This is a genomic window from Halioglobus sp. D3-4 (assembly GCF_055809315.1).
This window is the reverse complement of sequence record NZ_CM147907.1, coordinates 3,003,961-3,021,517: the sequence shown is the minus strand read 5'-3', so window position 1 is coordinate 3,021,517 and position 17,557 is coordinate 3,003,961. Positions and strand designations below refer to the sequence as shown.

Sequence of the window (17,557 nt, the reverse complement as noted above, 5' to 3'; positions counted from 1 at the left end):
TGGCACGGTAAAGCTAATCACACTATGACAGGGTACGAAGGAGATTATTGAATGGGTCAGGTGACAGTAGAGCAGCTTGCGGAAGTGGTTGGTGCGTCCTCTGAACGTCTGCTGACGCAGATGAAAGAAGCGGGATTGCCTCACACAGACGCAGATGAAGCTGTTTCTGATGAGGATAAGCAAACATTGCTCCAATTCCTGAAGAGAAGTCACGGTGAATCCACTGACGCTCCCAAGCGAATAACCTTGAAGCGCAAAACAGTGACCACGTTGCGCACGACTGCATCGCAGGGCAGGAAAACAGTCAATGTGGAGGTGCGTAAGAAGCGTACTTACGTAAAACGTGATGCGGAGCAGCCAGAGGAGCCAGAAGCCCCTCTGGAGGAAACGGAAGATCAGCAACCGGCACCAGAGCCTGCTGTGGTGCAAGAGCCCGAGCGTGAGCCGGAGCCGGTGGTAGCAGAGGAAGCAGCTGAAGAACCTGCCGAGGCTGAGGATGAAAAAACGGCGGCTGAGACCGAACGGGAAAAACTCGTTGCCGTTGTAACAGAGCTGGATGCAGCAGTAGAGGAAGATCCAGCCAATGTCGATCCTGAGGTTTTGCGACAGCGCGCTGCTGCGCGTCGCAAGCTGAAAGAGGCCGATGAAGCAGCGGCGCGAGAAGCGGCAGCTGCGGCGCGCAAAGCCGCCGAGGAAGAGGAGCGGGAGAAAGCGAAGGCTGAGGCATTGGCCAAAAGCCAGGAGAAGGCAAAAGAGGCCACCAAACGTCCCAAACGTCTGCACGAGGTTCCCTCTTCGCCGCGCGGTGGCGATGACGACAACCGCAAGCCGCGCAGTAGGCTGGCTCGCAATGCGCCCGCCGGACGTGGCAAGCAGCGCAATCACAATCTGTCACTGGCGGATTTGGATTCAGAAGCCGGCGTTGGTCGCCGCAGGGGTGGGCGCAAGAAAGTGAAATCCGCCCACGCAGAACACTCTAAACACGGGTTTGAGATGCCAACAGAGCAAAAAGTCCGTGAAATCGGAATCCTGGACATGATATCTGTGTCCGACCTTGCCCAGCAGATGTCGGTCAAATCCGGTGCTGTGATCAAAGAGCTGATGAAGCTCGGCGTAATGGCGACCATTAACCAGATGATTGATCGCGATACCGCGACATTGGTAGTCGAAGAGTTCGGTCACGTTGTCAAGCACCTGAGCGAGGATGCTCTGGAAGAGCGGCTGGAGGAGACCCTGTCCCAACATGAGGGCAAACAGGAATCCCGAGCGCCGGTGGTTACTGTCATGGGACATGTTGACCATGGTAAGACATCGCTGCTCGATTACATTCGTAAAAGCCAGGTGGCTTCGGGCGAGGCCGGGGGGATCACCCAGCATATCGGCGCCTATCATGTAGAAACTGAGCACGGCATGATCTCGTTTCTGGACACGCCGGGGCACGCGGCGTTTACCGCGATGCGGGCGCGTGGCGCGAAAAGTACCGATATCGTGATACTGGTAGTGGCCGCGGATGATGGCGTGATGCCGCAGACCGAAGAAGCCGTTAAACACGCCAAGGCTGCTGAAGTTCCCATTATTGTCGCAGTTAACAAGATGGACAAAGAGGGTGCGGATCCTGAGCGGGTCAAGAGTGAGCTTGCCACCAAAGAGGTTATTCCAGAGGACTGGGGCGGCGATACGCAGTTTGTCAACGTATCTGCACAGACTGGTGAAGGCATCAATGAACTTCTTGATGCGGTGTTGTTGCAGGCTGAACTACTGGAGCTGACGGCAGCAAGGGATGTACCTGCTCAGGGTATTGTTATCGAATCCCGCCTGGACAAGGGGCGCGGTCCTGTGGCCTCACTGTTGATTCAAAGCGGTACTTTGCGTAAGGGCGATATCGTACTGGCCGGCCTGCAGTTTGGTCGTGTGCGCGCCATGTTGGATGAAAATGGCAAGCCTATCGATGAGGCGGGTCCCAGCATACCGGTGGAAATCCTCGGTCTCGATGCCACGCCTGCTGCCGGCGATCTCTTCGCCGTGGTAGAAAGTGAGAAGCGCGCTCGCGAAGTGGCCGACTTCCGACAGGAAAAGACACGCGACATGAAGATGCAGCGCCAGCAGGCCGCCAAGCTGGACAATATGTTCGAGAGCATGACAGCCGGTGACAGAAAGACCCTCAACGTTGTGGTCAAAGCCGATGTGCGCGGATCACTCGAGGCCATTCAGTCGGCGTTGCTGGAGATAGGCAACGACGAAGTGCAGGTGAATATTGTCACCGGCGGCGTCGGTGGCATCACCGAGACGGATATCAATCTGGCGGTGACCTCAGGTGCCGTGGTGTTTGGTTTCAATGTGCGAACCGACAATGCGGCGCGCAAGCTGGTGGAATCCGAAGGTGTCGATCTGCGCTACTACAACGTGATCTACGATCTGATAGACGACGTGAAGGCGGCGCTCACAGGTATGCTTGCGCCGGAACTGCGCGAGGAGATTGTGGGTATTGCAGAGGTTCGCGACGTTTTCAGCTCGCCGAAGTTTGGCCAGATCGCAGGCTGTATGGTGATCGAGGGAACGGTTTATCGTTCCAAGCCTATCCGGGTGCTGCGTGACAGTGTAGTGATCTACGAGGGTGAACTGGAATCGTTGCGTCGATTCAAGGATGACGCGAATGAAGTGCGCAATGGGACGGAGTGCGGAATCGGTGTGAAGAACTACACTGATGTTAACGTCGGCGACCTTATCGAGGTGTACGAAGTCAAGGAGATCGCCCGCTCCCTGTAAGCGGCGCCCTAACGAGCAGAATCGATGGCAAAAGAGTATGCCAGAACCCAGCGCGTAGCGGATTACCTGCAGCGTGAACTGGCGGCCCTGATCCAGCATGAAGTGCGAGATCCGCGGGTCGGTATGGTCAGTATCACCGGCGTGGACGTGAGTCGCGACCTCGGTCATGCCAGAGTCTATTGCACCGTCATGGGTAGCGACTCCAGTGAGGAGGCCAGTGAACCGGTTGAGGTCCTGAACAAGGCGGCGGGCTTTTTACGTAGTCAACTGTCCCGGGACAGTAGCATGCGCAGTGTGCCGCAGCTGCGGTTTTACTTCGATTCCAGCATTGGGCGTGGACGCGATCTGGAAGACCTGATCAAACGCGCCGCCAGTGCCGATCGCGAGCTGGGTTTGCGTGATGATGACGGGTCGGAGCACTAGCGGTGGCCAGACGTCGGAAGGGCCGCGCGGTCGATGGCATCCTGATACTGGACAAGCCTATGGGGGTGACCTCCAACCGGGCACTGCAGAGCGTAAAGCATCTGTATAACGCGGCCAAGGCCGGCCACACCGGTAGCCTCGACCCTTTGGCCACCGGCGTTTTGCCCCTGTGTCTGGGTGAGGCCACCAAGTTTTCTCAATACCTGCTGGATGCCGATAAGGCTTACCAGAGCACCTTCGTGCTGGGTACAACCACTGATACCAGCGATGCTGAAGGGCAGGTTCTGGAGGTTTGTGACGCGAGCGACATCAGTGAAAGCGATGTAGTTGCGGCCCTGCGGCAGTTCGAGGGAGAGATCGAGCAGATACCCTCGATGTTTTCCGCCATCAAGCAGGGTGGCCAGCCGCTTTACAAGCTGGCACGCAAGGGGCAGGAGGTGGAGCGCAAGCCGCGTCAGGTGGTTATCAAGACGCTGCAGTTGCGCGCATTCCGCGGGGGTGAAAAGCCCGAAATGGATATCTACATGGAGTGCAGTAAAGGCACCTATGTGCGCTCTCTTGCTGAAGATCTTGGCCGGGTGCTGGGTTGTGGCGCGTTTGTTAGTGCGCTGCGCCGGACTCAGGCAGGGCCGTTTGGCATCGAGGACAGCGTCACATTGAGTGCGCTGGAGACGCTCAGGGAGAGTGGCGACTTCGCAGTGATCGATGAGTTGTTGATGCCCCCAGATGCCGCGCTCGGAGCTTTGCCTCTGGTCAGCCTGAGCGAATCCGGTGGTTTCTACATGCGTCAGGGTCAACCCGTTATGGTGCCAAATGCACCCCGCGGTGGTATCGTGCGCGTCGCATTGCACAGTGGTGAGTTTTTAGGTGTAGGAGAGATGTTGGACGACGGGCGCGTGGCGCCGCGTCGACTGATTGTCACCGGGAGGTGACGTGAACCTGTCTATAAATCTGCATGGACAGGCTCAATTATTAATGAAGGGCGGTGCGCCGCCTGAGGCAGATTAATCAAGAGGAAGAAAAAATGGCTTTATCAGTAGAGAAGAAAGCGGAAATCGTTAAAGAGTATCAGTTGGGCGAAGGCGATACAGGTTCCCCGGAAGTACAGGTAGCACTGCTGACCGCAAACATTGAGCAGTTGCAGGGGCACTTCCAATCGCACTCGCATGACCACCACTCTCGTCGGGGTCTTATCCGCATGGTGAACCAGCGTCGTAAATTGCTGGATTACCTGAAGCGCAAGGACACGCAGCGCTACAGTGGCCTGATCAAACGACTCGGTCTGCGCAGATAAGCTACATCCTTTCCGGGGCGTTCATGGGAACGCCCCGGTGTCATATTGAGAAATGGAGAAATATTGTGAATCCAGTAACTAAAACATTCCAGTACGGCGGTCAGACCGTCAGTCTGGAAACCGGGCGCATAGCCCGCCAGGCAAGTGGTGCGGTCCTGGTGACCGTTGAAAACACCTCTGTGTTGTGTACTGTTGTGGCAGAAAAAGCAGAGCGTCCAGGCCGGGATTTCTTCCCGCTGGCAGTTCACTACTCTGAAAAATCCTATGCTGTTGGCAAAATCCCCGGCGGCTTCTTCAAGCGCGAAGCTCGTCCCAGCGAAAAAGAAACACTGACATCCCGCCTGATTGACCGACCTATTCGCCCGCTGTTTCCCAAAGGTTTTATGAATGAAGTACAGGTTATCTGTACTGTCGTATCTGCAGACAAACATATCGATCCGGATATCGTTGCAATGATCGGTACTTCTGCTGCGCTGGCCATTTCCGGCTGCCCTTTCAATGGTCCAATCGGTGGCGCACGTGTTGGCTTTAACGAAGCGCAGGGCTATTTCCTCAACCCCACCTATGAACAACTTGAAGACAGCAAGCTGAACATGGTGGTTGCCGGTACCAAAGATGCGGTATTGATGGTGGAGTCAGAGGCCCAGGAGTTGACGGAAGACCAGATGCTCGGTGCTGTTCTGTACGCACACCAGGAAATGCAGGTAGTGATTCAGGCTATCAACGAACTGGCTGCTGAAGCTGGCAAGCCACGCTGGGAGTGGAGCGCGGCTGCAGTCAATGACGATCTGCTGGCGGCTGTAGAAAACCAGGTCAAGGGCGAGCTCGGCGAAGCCTACAGAATTACCGAGAAGGCGGCCCGCTACGAGCGCGTTGGTGCTATTCGCGATGCTGCCGTTGAAGCGTTGGCTGTTGAAGGCGGTCCCACCGCGGATGAAGTAAAAGAAGTATTCAAGTCAATTGAAAAGAGCCTGGTGCGCAAGCGCATCCTGTCTGGTGAAGCCCGCATCGATGGCCGCGATAATCGCACCGTGCGCCCCATCGCCTGTGAAGTGGATATACTGCCGAAGGTTCATGGCAGTGCATTGTTCACCCGCGGTGAAACACAGGCCATTGGCGCAGTAACACTGGGATCTACCCGCGATGCGCAAATCATCGATGCGCTGGAAGGTGAGCGTCGTGATCCGTTCATGCTGCACTACAATTTCCCTCCCTATTCAGTGGGCGAAGCTGGCCGTGTTGGTTTCACTAATCGCCGCGAAATTGGTCATGGACGTCTGGCGCGCCGCGGTCTTGCCGCTGTGTTGCCTACACCGGAAGAATTTCCCTACACCATTCGCGTCGTGTCCGAAATCACGGAATCAAATGGCTCGAGCTCTATGGCCTCTGTATGTGCCGGATCTCTGTCCATGATGGCCGCTGGCGTACCGCTGAAAGCGCCGGTTGCCGGTATCGCGATGGGACTGGTAAAAGAGGGCAATCAGTTTGCCGTGCTGACCGATATCCTCGGTGACGAAGATCATCTCGGTGATATGGACTTCAAGGTGGCCGGTACCGCCGACGGTGTCACTGCGCTGCAGATGGACATCAAGATTGAAGGCATTAATGAGCAGATCATGGAAGTTGCGCTGGAGCAGGCGCAGGTTGCACGGCTGCACATACTCGGACAGATGAACAGTGTGTTGTCTACAGCGCGCACGGTTACCTCTGAGAATGCACCCAGCATGATGACGCTGAAAGTCGACTCCGACAAAATACGCGACATCATCGGCAAGGGTGGTGCGACCATTCGATCCATCACTGAACAGTCCGGTGCGACCGTCGATATCGATGATGACGGCACAGTGCGCATCTTCGGCCAGGATCAGGCTTCGCGTGATGCCGCTGTTGCGATGGTAGAGGAAATCACTGCTGAAGCTGAAGTGGGTGCCGTCTACGAAGGCACGGTTGCACGTATCGTGGATTTCGGTGCATTCGTCAACATTCTTCCCGGCAAGGATGGTCTGGTGCACATTTCCCAGATCGCCAACGAGCGCGTGGAGAATGTTTCCGATCACCTCAAGGAAGGCGAAGTGGTGCGGGTGAAAGTGCTGGACGTGGATCAGCGTGGCCGTATCAAGCTTTCCATCAAGGAACTGCTGGAAGACGAGACCAGCGCAGACGAAAGCGTTGCGCCGGAAGCTGTAGAGTAACGCTCAGTTCTCTGCAAATAGCCCACAGAAGGGATGTGCCTCATGGCACATCCCTTTTTTTATTCTGTGTCACGGCGTTTAGTTGGCCAGCCCTCCAGCCTAAGCATCAGGTTTCACCCGATTACTCTGGGGAGTAACCTGCCTGATGGTGTCACCATTTCGGTGCGCACCTGCACTGCTTTCAATCAATTTTTCCCCTAAAGTCATTCCGCTGATACTCACTATTCTTGTGCAAACCCTTATAGCGCAGCGCTAGGCGATAGTTGGTCCAATACTTGCTGTGTCAGGTTGTTCCTACAAATTTCACGGCAACGAAGCCCGCCAGTTCTCTCCAAAAGATTGAGCTGTGCGGGCTTTTTTCGTTTCTACAGGAGTAAATCATGCAACTCAGTATCAAGCATTGTTCAATTCTCGCTGGCCTCGGTCTCTGCCTTGCACCTGTGTCCTCGTTGGCAGAGAACGCTCCAGCGGAGGGTTTTACAGAGATGTTTAGCAAGGGCAAGGTAGGCGTCGATTTCCGCTATCGCTACGAATATGTGGATCAAAATGGTATTGACGATGAGGCTAAAGCCTCTACTCTGCGCTCCCTGCTCACTTTCGAATCGGCACGGTATGCAGGCTTTTCGTTTCTCACGCAGTTTGCCAATGTCGCGTATATAGGGCCGGATGATTTCAACTCTACCGAGAACGGTAAAACACAGTACCCTGTCGTTCCCGATCCAAAAGGAACCCAGGTGAATCAGGCCTGGCTCAAATACAGTCACAGCAATGTGTCCGGAACGTTCGGTCGACAGCGTATCGTACTGGATGACCAGCGTTTTGTGGGTGATGTCGGTTGGCGCCAGAATGACCAGACGTTTGACGGGCTGCATTCGCAGTGGCTTGTAGATTCCGGCCTGTCGTTGGAATATGCCTATGTTTACAGGGTTAATCGCATCTTCGGCCCACATAACAGCAACGCGCAGCCCGCAGAATGGCGTGGCGATAATCACTTTATACATTTGCAATACAAGTTTTTGGAGAATCATTCCATCGTCGGGTTTGCTTATCTATTGGATATAGATGATCGCACTGGATGGTCGCCCAATAGTTCAGTGAATAATTCAACGGACAGTTATGGCGTCCGCTACAGTGGTGTGTTCGGGGCGTTTGCGCTGAACGCTTCCTATGCCTACCAAACTGATGCAGGTGACAGCTATCTGGATTACGAGGCAGACTATTATTCGGTGGAAGGTGCTGCCACATTCCAGGGTATAAAGGCTACGCTGGGTTATGAGGTACTGGGTTCGGACAATGACGTCGGTTTCAAGACGCCGCTGGCTACCTTGCACAAGTTTCAAGGCTGGGCCGACAAGTTTCTCGTAACCCCGGCAGATGGTATAGAGGATTTGTACGTGGGAGTCGCGGGCACACTGGGGCCGGTCAAGCTGGCCGCCACCTGGCACGATTTCCAGGCGGAGCAGGGCGGTCAGGATTATGGTTCGGAGCTGGATCTGGCAGCAACCTGGCCAGTCAGCAAGGCATGGAATTTACAGCTGAAGTATGCCAATTTCAGTGCCGATAACTCCGCGCCCTATGAAGATACGCAGAAGGTCTGGTTGACGGTACAATTCAAGATCTAGTGAGATTTAGTGATAGCCTCCGATCGATAGTGCTAGTCGATACGGATCTGGTAAATTGGTGATTACAGTCAACAAGCATGCCCAAGCCCTGCGTTTGATACTGGTCGATGACGATCGCGAGCGCGCGTCTGCGGTTGAAATGAACCTGACGCAGGCCGGGTTCGCGGTGCTTTCCGTCATCCCCACAGGTTCCGGCCTGTTGTATCAGATGGCTGAACAGGAACCTGATGTTGTCATTATTGCGCTGGATTCACCCGATCGAGACGTTCTGGAAAGCCTGGCAATTGCGTCGTCGCACAATGCGCGCCCCGTGGTGATGTTCTCTGAGGCCGGTGACCAGGGTTTCATTACCGATGCCATCGGTGCCGGAGTCACCGCATATCAAGCCGAGGACATCAGTCCGAAGCGCGTCAGGGCAGCCATTGATGTCGCGATAGCGCAGTTCTCGGCATTCAGTTCCATCAAGCAGGAACTCGACCTCACCCGACGCCAACTTTCTGAGCGTAAAGCGGTAGAGAAAGCCAAAGGTTTATTGGTGGCGTTACACAATGTTACCGAGGAAGCGGCCTTCAGCACCCTTCGCAAACTTGCGATGGATAAGCACAAGACGCTCGGAGAGACCGCCAGAGACGTGATAGCCATACTGGAAAAATCCAGCCGCAGTGGAACTGAAAATGAGTGATGCACGACGTTTGCCGCCCGCAGAGAAAGACAGCCTTCACCTGGGGTATTTGCGCTTGACGGACAGCGCGCCTGTTATCATGGCGCGAGAACTGGGCCTCTACGCGAAGTATGACCTGGATGTGGCGTTACAGCGCGAGGTGTCGTGGGCCAATCTGCGCGATAAACTCGTGACGGGAGCACTTGATGCAGCGCAGATGCTGGCACCTCTGCCGTTGGCGACGACGCTGGGCATCGGTGGATTGCGCGCTGATGTCATTACCGGTTTAGCGCTCAGTCTTAACGGTAATGCGATCACTTTGAGCCCATCGCTGTCGGCCGCCATACGGGAGTTTGGTGGGAATGCCGAGGAGTCTGCGCGCAATACCGCTGTAGCACTGGGTAAGTGGTTGCGGGCGCGCGGAGGGGCTGAGCAACTGACGCTCGCTACCGCGCATTCGTTCTCGTGCCACACCTTCCTGCTGCAAATGTGGCTGCGGGCCGGCGGGATTGATCCCCAACGCGACGTACGCATAATAGTTTTGCCACCAGAACAGATGGTTGACAGTCTCACGCGTGGCAGTATTGACGGCTTTTGTGTCGGGGAGCCATACAACAGCATGGCGGTGCAGTACGGTGTGGGCGCGGTACAGGCCAGTGGTTACCAGATCTGGAATAACGGCATTGAAAAAGTATTGGGCGTACTAGCGAGCTGGCACCAGAGCTATCCAACTGCGCACCTGCGCCTGCGCCTGGCATTAATGGAGGCGTGTACCTGGTTGGCTGATCAGAAAAACCGGAATGAGGCAGCTGCAATACTCGCGCTGCCAGAGTATCTCGATATGCCGCAGGGGTTCCTCGCGCCATCGCTGACGGGCCGTTTCGTCTATGCCAAAGGCCAGACATCGGTGGAGATGCCTGACTTTCATGTGTTTGGACGATATCAGGCCGGGTTTCCGTGGCGGTCACACGGTGACTGGCTGTTGCAGCAAACGGGCGCGTTGGTCGGTAAGACACTGTCATCGGAGCGTGTTAAATCCCTGGTGCAGCAGACCTATCGTACGGACCTTTATCGAGAGGCTGCCCGCCATCTCCAGTTGCCTAGTCCCAGCGGTGACTACAAACCCAGTAATCAACACGACACTGTATGGGAGTACGAGCCGGGCATAGAACTGGGCCCGGATATGTCATTGTCTGGTTAGCGGTTGCACTGCTGTGGTTCGCCCCGTCCTTTGTTGGTGCAATTTTCCCGCTGCTGCGTTGACCTGGCACTCCTTCCCCGCAACCCGTTTTTATCTCATGTTGTTGAAAATGATAGTAAAAAATTTGAATGGCATGAGTCTTGTTTAGTAATTCGTAGTTAGATCATTACACACTAGTTTTCTCCTCGGGCAATGACGTCCTTGCGCTCTGGCTAATGCACAGCCACTCGCAGGGGGACGGCTTGTGTCCACTTTACGGTTGTTCGAGGAGTCCCACATGTTTTACCTGCAATGTTCGTCCCCATGTCGTCGCTTACGAATACTGGCACTGTGGGTCTTGTGCAGTTTGCTGGCGCCCGCCGCCATTGCTGCAGATGACGCCGCAGTTGACATTGGCGAACCGGAAAAAGACGAACTGAAATTTGGCTTTATCAAACTAACCGATATGGCGCCATTGGCGATCGCGTATGAAAAAGGCTACTTCGAGGATGAAGGTCTTTACGTCACGCTCGAAGCCCAGGCCAACTGGAAAGTGTTGCTCGACGGTGTCATCGACGGCCAGCTCGACGGCGCACATATGCTTGCCGGGCAGCCGCTGGCTGCAACGATTGGATACGGCACCAAGGCGCACATCGTCACGCCGTTTTCGATGGATCTCAACGGCAACGGGATTACCGTCTCCAACGAAGTTTGGGAGGCGATGAAACCCCTGCTTCCGATGGAAGACGGCAAACCTGTTCATCCGATCAAAGCCGACTACCTCAAGCCGGTGATCAAGCAATACGCCGATGAGGGCAAGCCATTCAAAATGGGCATGGTGTTTCCGGTGTCTACCCACAATTATGAACTGCGTTACTGGTTGGCTGCCGGCGGCATCCATCCCGGCTACTACGCACCTCTGAAAGGCGATACGTCGGGGTTGGTTAACGCTGAGGCCCTGCTGTCGGTAACGCCACCCCCCCAGATGCCCGCCACTTTGGAGGCAGGCACCATCGATGGCTATTGCGTGGGTGAGCCATGGAATCAGCAGGCTGTTATCAAAGGTATTGGCGTGCCTGTGATTACCGATTACGAAATCTGGAAGAATAATCCGGAGAAAGTGTTCGGGATGAGCAAAGCTTTTACCGAGAAATACCCCAACACCACGGCGCTTGTCGTCAAGGCATTACTGCGCGCCGCCAAGTGGCTGGATGATAACAACAACGCCAATCGGCCTGAGGCCGTTGAAATACTCTCCCGCTCCGAATATGTCGGTGCCGATTACGAGGTCATTGCAAATTCGATGACGGGTACCTTCGAGTACGAGAAAGGGGACAAGCGCGACGTTCCTGATTTCAACGTATTCTTCCGCTATTTTGCAACGTACCCGTACTACTCGGATGCAGTGTGGTATCTGACACAGATGCGCCGCTGGGGACAGATTCCCGAACCGCAATCAGATGACTGGTATTTCGACGTGGCCAGAAGCGTCTATCTTCCAGACATTTATCAGCGCGCGGCCCAAGCGCTGATCAAGGAAGGTCGGATGTCGGCCAGTGACTTTCCGGACTTCGCTACAGAATCGGGCTTCCGCCCGGCCCAGAGCGAGTTTATTGACGGTATTACTTTCGATGGCACAAAACCCAATGACTACCTTGAGCAATTTCCCATTGGCCTAAAGGGCAGCGACGTCTTGTAGGTAGATCACCACTTTGGAGGCAGGGCAGAACAGTATGAGAAACGAAGCATTGCGAATCACTCCGCATGAGAGATTGGAACAACTGGTAGAGGCGTTGAGAGGTGGCAACTGGTTCAAGGCACTAGTGTCCCCGATGCTGGGCATTCTCGCCTTCCTTATGGTGTGGCATCTCTGCGCATCGCGCATTGATACCTCTCTCGGTCAGTTTCCTGGTCCGGTGCAGGTGTGGGAGCAGGTGCAGAACCTGGGTGCAGAACATGTGCGAGAGAGAGAGAAGGCAGCGGCATTTTATGAGCGGTTGCGGGAGCGCAATGCCAAGAAACTCGCTGCAGATCCGAACGCTGTTATCAAAGATCGCCAGTATACCGGCAAACCTACTTTCGCGGATCAGATTATCACTAGCCTGCTCACCGTTGCGGCCGGGTTTCTTATCGCTAATCTGATAGCGATTCCGCTGGGTATAGTCTGTGGCCTGAGTTCGGGTATCTATAAAGCGCTAAACCCGGTCATCCAGGTATTGAAGCCTGTATCTCCACTGGCCTGGCTGCCGCTGGTGACGATGGTGGTGAGTGCAACCTACAGCTCCGATGATTCACTGTTCGACAAGTCTTTTCTCAACTCGGCAATTACGGTGGCGCTGTGCTGCCTGTGGCCCACGCTGATAAACACGATAGTTGGCGTTACCAATATTGACCGCGATCTGGTGAATGTCAGCAGGGTGATGGCGTTGTCACCGATGGTACATGTGCGAAAGATAGTGATCCCCGCAGCTATCCCGATGATCTTTACCGGGCTGCGACTTTCCCTGGCCACAGGTTGGATGGTGTTGATTGCCGCAGAGATGCTGGCGCAGAACCCGGGCCTCGGAAAATTTGTCTGGGATGAGTTTCAGAATGGCAGTTCGTCTTCACTGGGCAGGATTATGGTCGCCGTACTGGTGATCGGCTTGATCGGCTTTATGTTGGACAAATTGATGCTCACTCTGCAGAAAAGAGTGAGCTGGGACAAGAGTGCGCTGTTGCGCTAACCGGAGAACGCTGATTATGAATAAGCGATACCTCGACATCACAGACGTCGGCATTGAGTTCGACACCAACGGCAAGAAATTCCGTGCATTACAGAAAGTGAACCTGAAGCTGGATAAGGGAGAGTTCGTGTCCCTGATTGGGCATTCCGGCTGTGGTAAATCGACCGTGTTGAATATTGTCGCAGGGCTCTACCAGGCCACGGAAGGCGGTGTATGCCTCGATGGCAAAGAGGTTTGCGAGCCCGGCCCGGACCGCGCCGTGGTGTTTCAGAATCACTCTTTGATGCCGTGGCTGAGCGTCTACGATAATGTCGCGTTGGCCGTGAATCAGGTGTTCCGAAAGAGTAAGAGCAAGGCCGAGCGCAAAGCGTGGGTGGAACATAATCTGCGCCTGGTCAACATGGACCATGCACTGGACAAGCTGCCGGGTGAGATCTCCGGTGGGATGAAGCAACGCGTCGGCATTGCACGCTGTCTTGCCATGCAGCCCAAGGTGCTGTTGATGGACGAGCCTTTTGGCGCCCTTGATGCACTGACGCGAGCGCAGTTGCAGGATTCCCTGATGAAAATCCAGGCAGAGTTGGGCAACACCGTCATCATGATTACCCACGATGTCGATGAGGCCGTACTGTTGTCCGATCGCATTGTCATGATGACGAATGGGCCGGCTGCCACCATTGGCGAAATCCTTCCAGTAAACCTCGAACGCCCCAGGGATCGCCTGGAACTGGCCGAAGATCGGGAGTTTGTGCATCTGCGGCAGCAGGTGCTGGAATTTCTTTACGCCAAACAGTCGGCGCGTGAGCCCACTGTGGCGGCATCGGCTGCAGTGGTGGAGCCAGCCTCACCAAAGCTCGCGGCAGTGCAGGCGGGTGCTCCACCTGAGCGCCCGGGCAACGATTTCGAGGCTGCCTGAGTCATGCGCCAGAAACTGATCATTGTCGGCGCGGGTATGGCCGCTGCCTATCTGCTACAGGAACTGCTCGCACAAGAACACCAGTGGCAGATCACCCTGATAGGTGATGAGCCGGATGTTTGCTACAACCGCGTGATGCTGTCTGGGGTATTGGCTGGTGAGACGGCAGATTCCGATTTGCAGATGCTCCCGGCCAGACATCTGCAGCAGGGTTTGCAGCTGCTCGCCAATACGCGCGTTCATCAGGTGAATACACGCGAGCAAACAGTCCTGACTGAAGCCGGTGAACTGCTGGCTTATGACAAGCTGGTTTTTGCCACCGGTGCGACTGTCGCAAGGCCCGATCTGGAGGTAGACGGCATCGAGGGTGTGCGGGTGTTGCGTACGCTCGAGGATGCCAGGTTTCTGCGAAACCAGTGCCCTAACGGGCGCCGCGCGGTGGTCGTCGGGGGCGGTTTACTCGGGCTGGAAGCGGCCCATGGGCTCAATGCGATGGGGTTTGCAACCTCGGTGATCCATCGACAACCCTACCTGATGAACCGACAGCTGGACGCGGAGGGCGGACAACACCTGCGCGACAAGATGGTGCAATCAGGCATTCGCTTCTACCTTGGAAACTCCGTCGCCGCACTGCATGCCAGCGACGGCGCGCTAACGTCTATCGACTTGCAGGATGGGAGTGAGCTCAGTTGCGATCTGCTGGTATTTGCTACCGGTATTGAGCCGCGAACAGGGCTGGCTCGCGATGCCGGTATTGCTTGCGCGCGAGGCATTCTCGTCGATGAGTATCTACAAACGTCCGTCCCGCACTGTTTCGCCTTGGGTGAGTGCTCCCAACTGGGCAGCCATTGTTTTGGCCTGGTCGCACCGATCAAGGCGCAGGCCACAGTGCTGGCAGCGCAGCTCACCGGCGCTGCGGCATCGGCGTTTGCGCTGGAGGATTGGCCGGTACAACTGAAAATTTCCGGTATAGAAATATTCAGCGCGGGGACGGTGGAGTCGGGCGGAGAGCAGCTTGTATTGCACGATAAAAATGCTGGCATCTACCGCCGCTTGGTGTTGCAGGGAGACCGTCTGGTGGGTGCCGTGCTGGTCGGCGATAAACGCAATGGTATCTGGTACGCACAACTGATTCGCAATGCCACGGATATCAGCCGGTACAGGCCGGGCCTGATGTTTGGCAAAGCGGTGAGTGAGGCGATGCAATTGTCTGCAATCGCCGCTTGAAAATTAGGAGAATACTCATGGATAAACGCAGGATTGTCGTGGTGGGTAATGGCATGGTCGGCCACCATTTTTTGGAGACACTGGTCAAGGCTGAGACCGGTGATCACATTACCGTGATCGGGGAAGAACCGCGCCCCGCATACGACCGTGTGCATCTGTCCGAAGTATTCTCGGGCCGCTCGCCTGAGGACCTCGCGATGGGGTCACGCCAGATGTATCAGGACTGGGGTGTGGAGGCACATTTTGGCGACCCGGTAATACGTATAGAGCGCGCTGCGAAACGTGTTGTGATGGGGAGTGGCCGTGCCTGCAAGTACGACCATCTGGTGCTGGCCACGGGTTCCTATCCCTTTGTACCCCCTGTGCCGGGCTCAGACAATGAGCGATGCCTGACCTATCGGACCATCGATGACCTCGGAGCTATCAAGGCGAAGGCCAGGGACAGCCAGATCGGTGTAGTCGTAGGCGGCGGGCTGTTGGGACTGGAGTGTGCCAATGCGTTACAGAACCTCGGGCTTGAAACCCACGTGGTTGAATTCGCACCGGGCCTGATGGGGGTACAGCTTGATGAGGGCGGCTCCGCCATGCTGCGGGGCAAGATCGAGGCGCTGGGTGTGGGAGTGCACACGGGTAAGAATACCAAAGCCATCGTTGCCGGCGAGGCCTGTGCACTGAAGATGGAGTTTGCGGACGAATCCAGTCTGGATACCGACATGATTGTCTTCTCTGCGGGGATTCGACCACAGGATGCACTGGCGCACCAAGCGGAATTAGCCGTCGGTGAGCGCGGCGGTATTGTTATCGATTACAAGTGCAAGACCAGCGATTCGGACATATTTGCGATTGGTGAATGTGCGTTGTTTGGGGGGCGTATCTACGGGCTGGTGGCCCCAGGCTACCGTATGGCGGAAGTGGTTGCCGCACAACTTGCTGGAGAGACTGCGTTATTCCAGGGTGCCGATATGAGCACCAAGCTGAAACTGCTGGGCGTTGATGTCGGTTCGATCGGCGACGCGCACGGGCGCAGTGACGGCGCTTTATCCTTCGTCTTCAGCGACGGGCGGGAGGCCTGCTACAAGAAACTGGTGACCAGTGCCGATGGTACACGGCTGTTGGGCGCTGTACTGGTGGGGGATTGTTCCGACTATGACACGCTACTGCAGTACTATCTCAACGACATCACATTACCTGCTGACCCGCAGGCCCTGATCCTCCCATCCACAGCCGACAAGCCATCACTGGGTGTTGGCGCGCTGCCGGCAACCGCGACGATATGCTCCTGCCACAATGTCTCCAAGGGCGATATCGTCGGCTGCGTGGATTCGGGGTGTGTCTCTCTAGGCGAGGTCAAGGATGCAACGAAGGCGGGTACCGGGTGTGGAGGGTGCGCGGCGATGCTTAAGAACTTGCTCGATGATGAGTTGCTTGCTCGCGGCGTGACGGTGGACAAGAGTATCTGCGAGCATTTTCCCCATACCCGGCAGGAGCTTTATCACCTGGTGATGATGGGTGAAATTCGCAGCTTTGATGAGCTGCTGCAAAAACACGGTAGCGGCAGGGGCTGTGAGATCTGCAAGCCGGCAGTCGCGTCGATACTGGCGGCACTGTGGAATGAGCATGTGCTTGATCGTCGCCATGTGGGGTTGCAGGATACCAATGATAACTTCCTCGCGAATATGCAAAAAGACGGCACTTACTCCGTGGTGCCGCGCGTGGCCGGCGGTGAAATCACACCTGCGAAGCTCAGCGTGCTGGGTGCAGTGGCAGCGAAATACAACCTGTATACCAAGATTACCGGTGGACAGCGCATCGATCTGTTCGGGGCCAGACTGGAACAGCTGCCGCTTATCTGGCAGGAATTGCTGGATGCCGGATTTGAAACCGGCCACGCTTATGGCAAAGCGTTGCGTACCGTCAAATCATGTGTAGGCAGTACCTGGTGTCGCTACGGCGTACAGGACAGTGTCGCCATGGCGATTCGACTGGAAAATCGCTACAAGGGCCTGCGCGCACCACACAAGATAAAGTCCGGTGTGTCCGGCTGTACACGCGAGTGTGCCGAGGCACAGTCCAAGGACTTTGGTGTCATCGCGACGGAAAATGGCTGGAACCTGTATGTCGGGGGCAACGGCGGTATGAAGCCACGGCATGCCGATTTGTTTGCCGCCGATCTCGATGACGAAACACTCATCCGCTATATCGACCGTTTCCTGATGTTTTACATCCGCACCGCGGACAGGTTACAGCGCACGTCAGTGTGGTTGGATAATCTCGAAGGCGGGATCGATTACCTGCGGTCGGTGGTCATCGAAGACAGCCTAGGTTTGGCGGCCGAGCTGGAACAACAGATGGCCCATATCGTCAGTACATACGCCTGTGAGTGGCAGGCGACATTGGCAGATCCGGAAAAACTCAAACGCTTTCGCCAGTTCGTCAATTCCGACAAGTCGGACAGTGATGTGGTGTTCATCAAGGAGCGCGAGCAGATTCGCCCCGCGCGACCGGAGGAGCGTTTGCGTCTGGTAGTAGCGGCAGAATAAGAGGAGAGAC

The 17,557-nt window shown here is 55.7% G+C and carries 13 protein-coding genes; all 13 read left to right on the top strand.

Translation table 11 applies throughout. The annotated features are described in order from the left end of the window. Window positions 1-51: 51 nt before the first annotated feature. Window positions 52-2,766, top strand: coding sequence for a translation initiation factor IF-2 (infB, locus tag AC0L6S_RS13005; protein ID WP_473424413.1), 2,715 nt, complete (start codon window positions 52-54; stop codon window positions 2,764-2,766). A gap of 24 nt (window positions 2,767-2,790) precedes the next feature. Next, window positions 2,791-3,189 (top strand): 30S ribosome-binding factor RbfA, encoded by a 399-nt coding sequence (gene rbfA, locus AC0L6S_RS13000; RefSeq protein ID WP_473424412.1) that lies wholly within the window; start codon window positions 2,791-2,793, stop codon window positions 3,187-3,189. A 2-nt stretch (window positions 3,190-3,191) separates the two neighbouring features. Next, window positions 3,192-4,121: a tRNA pseudouridine(55) synthase TruB gene (gene truB, locus AC0L6S_RS12995; RefSeq protein WP_473424411.1), complete on the top strand. Its 930-nt coding sequence runs from the start codon at window positions 3,192-3,194 to the stop codon at window positions 4,119-4,121. A 92-nt stretch (window positions 4,122-4,213) separates the two neighbouring features. Then, window positions 4,214-4,483 carry a 30S ribosomal protein S15 gene (gene rpsO, locus AC0L6S_RS12990; protein ID WP_473424410.1) on the top strand — a complete coding sequence of 90 codons (270 nt, stop codon included), beginning with the start codon at window positions 4,214-4,216 and terminating at the stop codon, window positions 4,481-4,483. Window positions 4,484-4,548: 65 nt separating this feature from the next. After that, window positions 4,549-6,675, top strand: coding sequence for a polyribonucleotide nucleotidyltransferase (gene pnp, locus AC0L6S_RS12985; protein ID WP_473424409.1), 2,127 nt, complete (start codon window positions 4,549-4,551; stop codon window positions 6,673-6,675). A 380-nt stretch (window positions 6,676-7,055) separates the two neighbouring features. Then, the gene (locus AC0L6S_RS12980; RefSeq protein ID WP_473424408.1) at window positions 7,056-8,297 is read left to right on the top strand and encodes a porin; all 1,242 of its coding nucleotides are present in this window, start codon (window positions 7,056-7,058) and stop codon (window positions 8,295-8,297) included. A gap of 58 nt (window positions 8,298-8,355) precedes the next feature. After that, a complete protein-coding gene (locus AC0L6S_RS12975; protein ID WP_473424407.1) occupies window positions 8,356-8,979 on the top strand; it encodes an ANTAR domain-containing response regulator in 624 nt (207 codons plus the stop codon). After that, entirely contained in the window at window positions 8,972-10,159 is a 1,188-nt protein-coding gene (locus AC0L6S_RS12970; protein ID WP_473424406.1) for a CmpA/NrtA family ABC transporter substrate-binding protein, read from the top strand. The genes AC0L6S_RS12975 and AC0L6S_RS12970 overlap by 8 nt, the downstream gene beginning before the upstream one ends. A gap of 277 nt (window positions 10,160-10,436) precedes the next feature. Then, window positions 10,437-11,837 (top strand): CmpA/NrtA family ABC transporter substrate-binding protein, encoded by a 1,401-nt coding sequence (locus AC0L6S_RS12965; protein ID WP_473424405.1) that lies wholly within the window; start codon window positions 10,437-10,439, stop codon window positions 11,835-11,837. A 34-nt stretch (window positions 11,838-11,871) separates the two neighbouring features. Continuing rightward, a complete protein-coding gene (locus AC0L6S_RS12960) occupies window positions 11,872-12,864 on the top strand; it encodes an ABC transporter permease (RefSeq protein ID WP_473424404.1) in 993 nt (330 codons plus the stop codon). A 16-nt stretch (window positions 12,865-12,880) separates the two neighbouring features. Further along, window positions 12,881-13,780 (top strand): ABC transporter ATP-binding protein, encoded by a 900-nt coding sequence (locus AC0L6S_RS12955; RefSeq protein WP_473424403.1) that lies wholly within the window; start codon window positions 12,881-12,883, stop codon window positions 13,778-13,780. A 3-nt stretch (window positions 13,781-13,783) separates the two neighbouring features. Further along, the gene (locus tag AC0L6S_RS12950) at window positions 13,784-15,007 is read left to right on the top strand and encodes an NAD(P)/FAD-dependent oxidoreductase (protein WP_473424402.1); all 1,224 of its coding nucleotides are present in this window, start codon (window positions 13,784-13,786) and stop codon (window positions 15,005-15,007) included. A 17-nt stretch (window positions 15,008-15,024) separates the two neighbouring features. After that, window positions 15,025-17,547, top strand: a complete 2,523-nt coding sequence (nirB, locus tag AC0L6S_RS12945) for a nitrite reductase large subunit NirB (RefSeq protein WP_473424401.1) — start codon at window positions 15,025-15,027, stop codon at window positions 17,545-17,547. The last annotated feature ends 10 nt before the right edge of the window (window positions 17,548-17,557 follow it).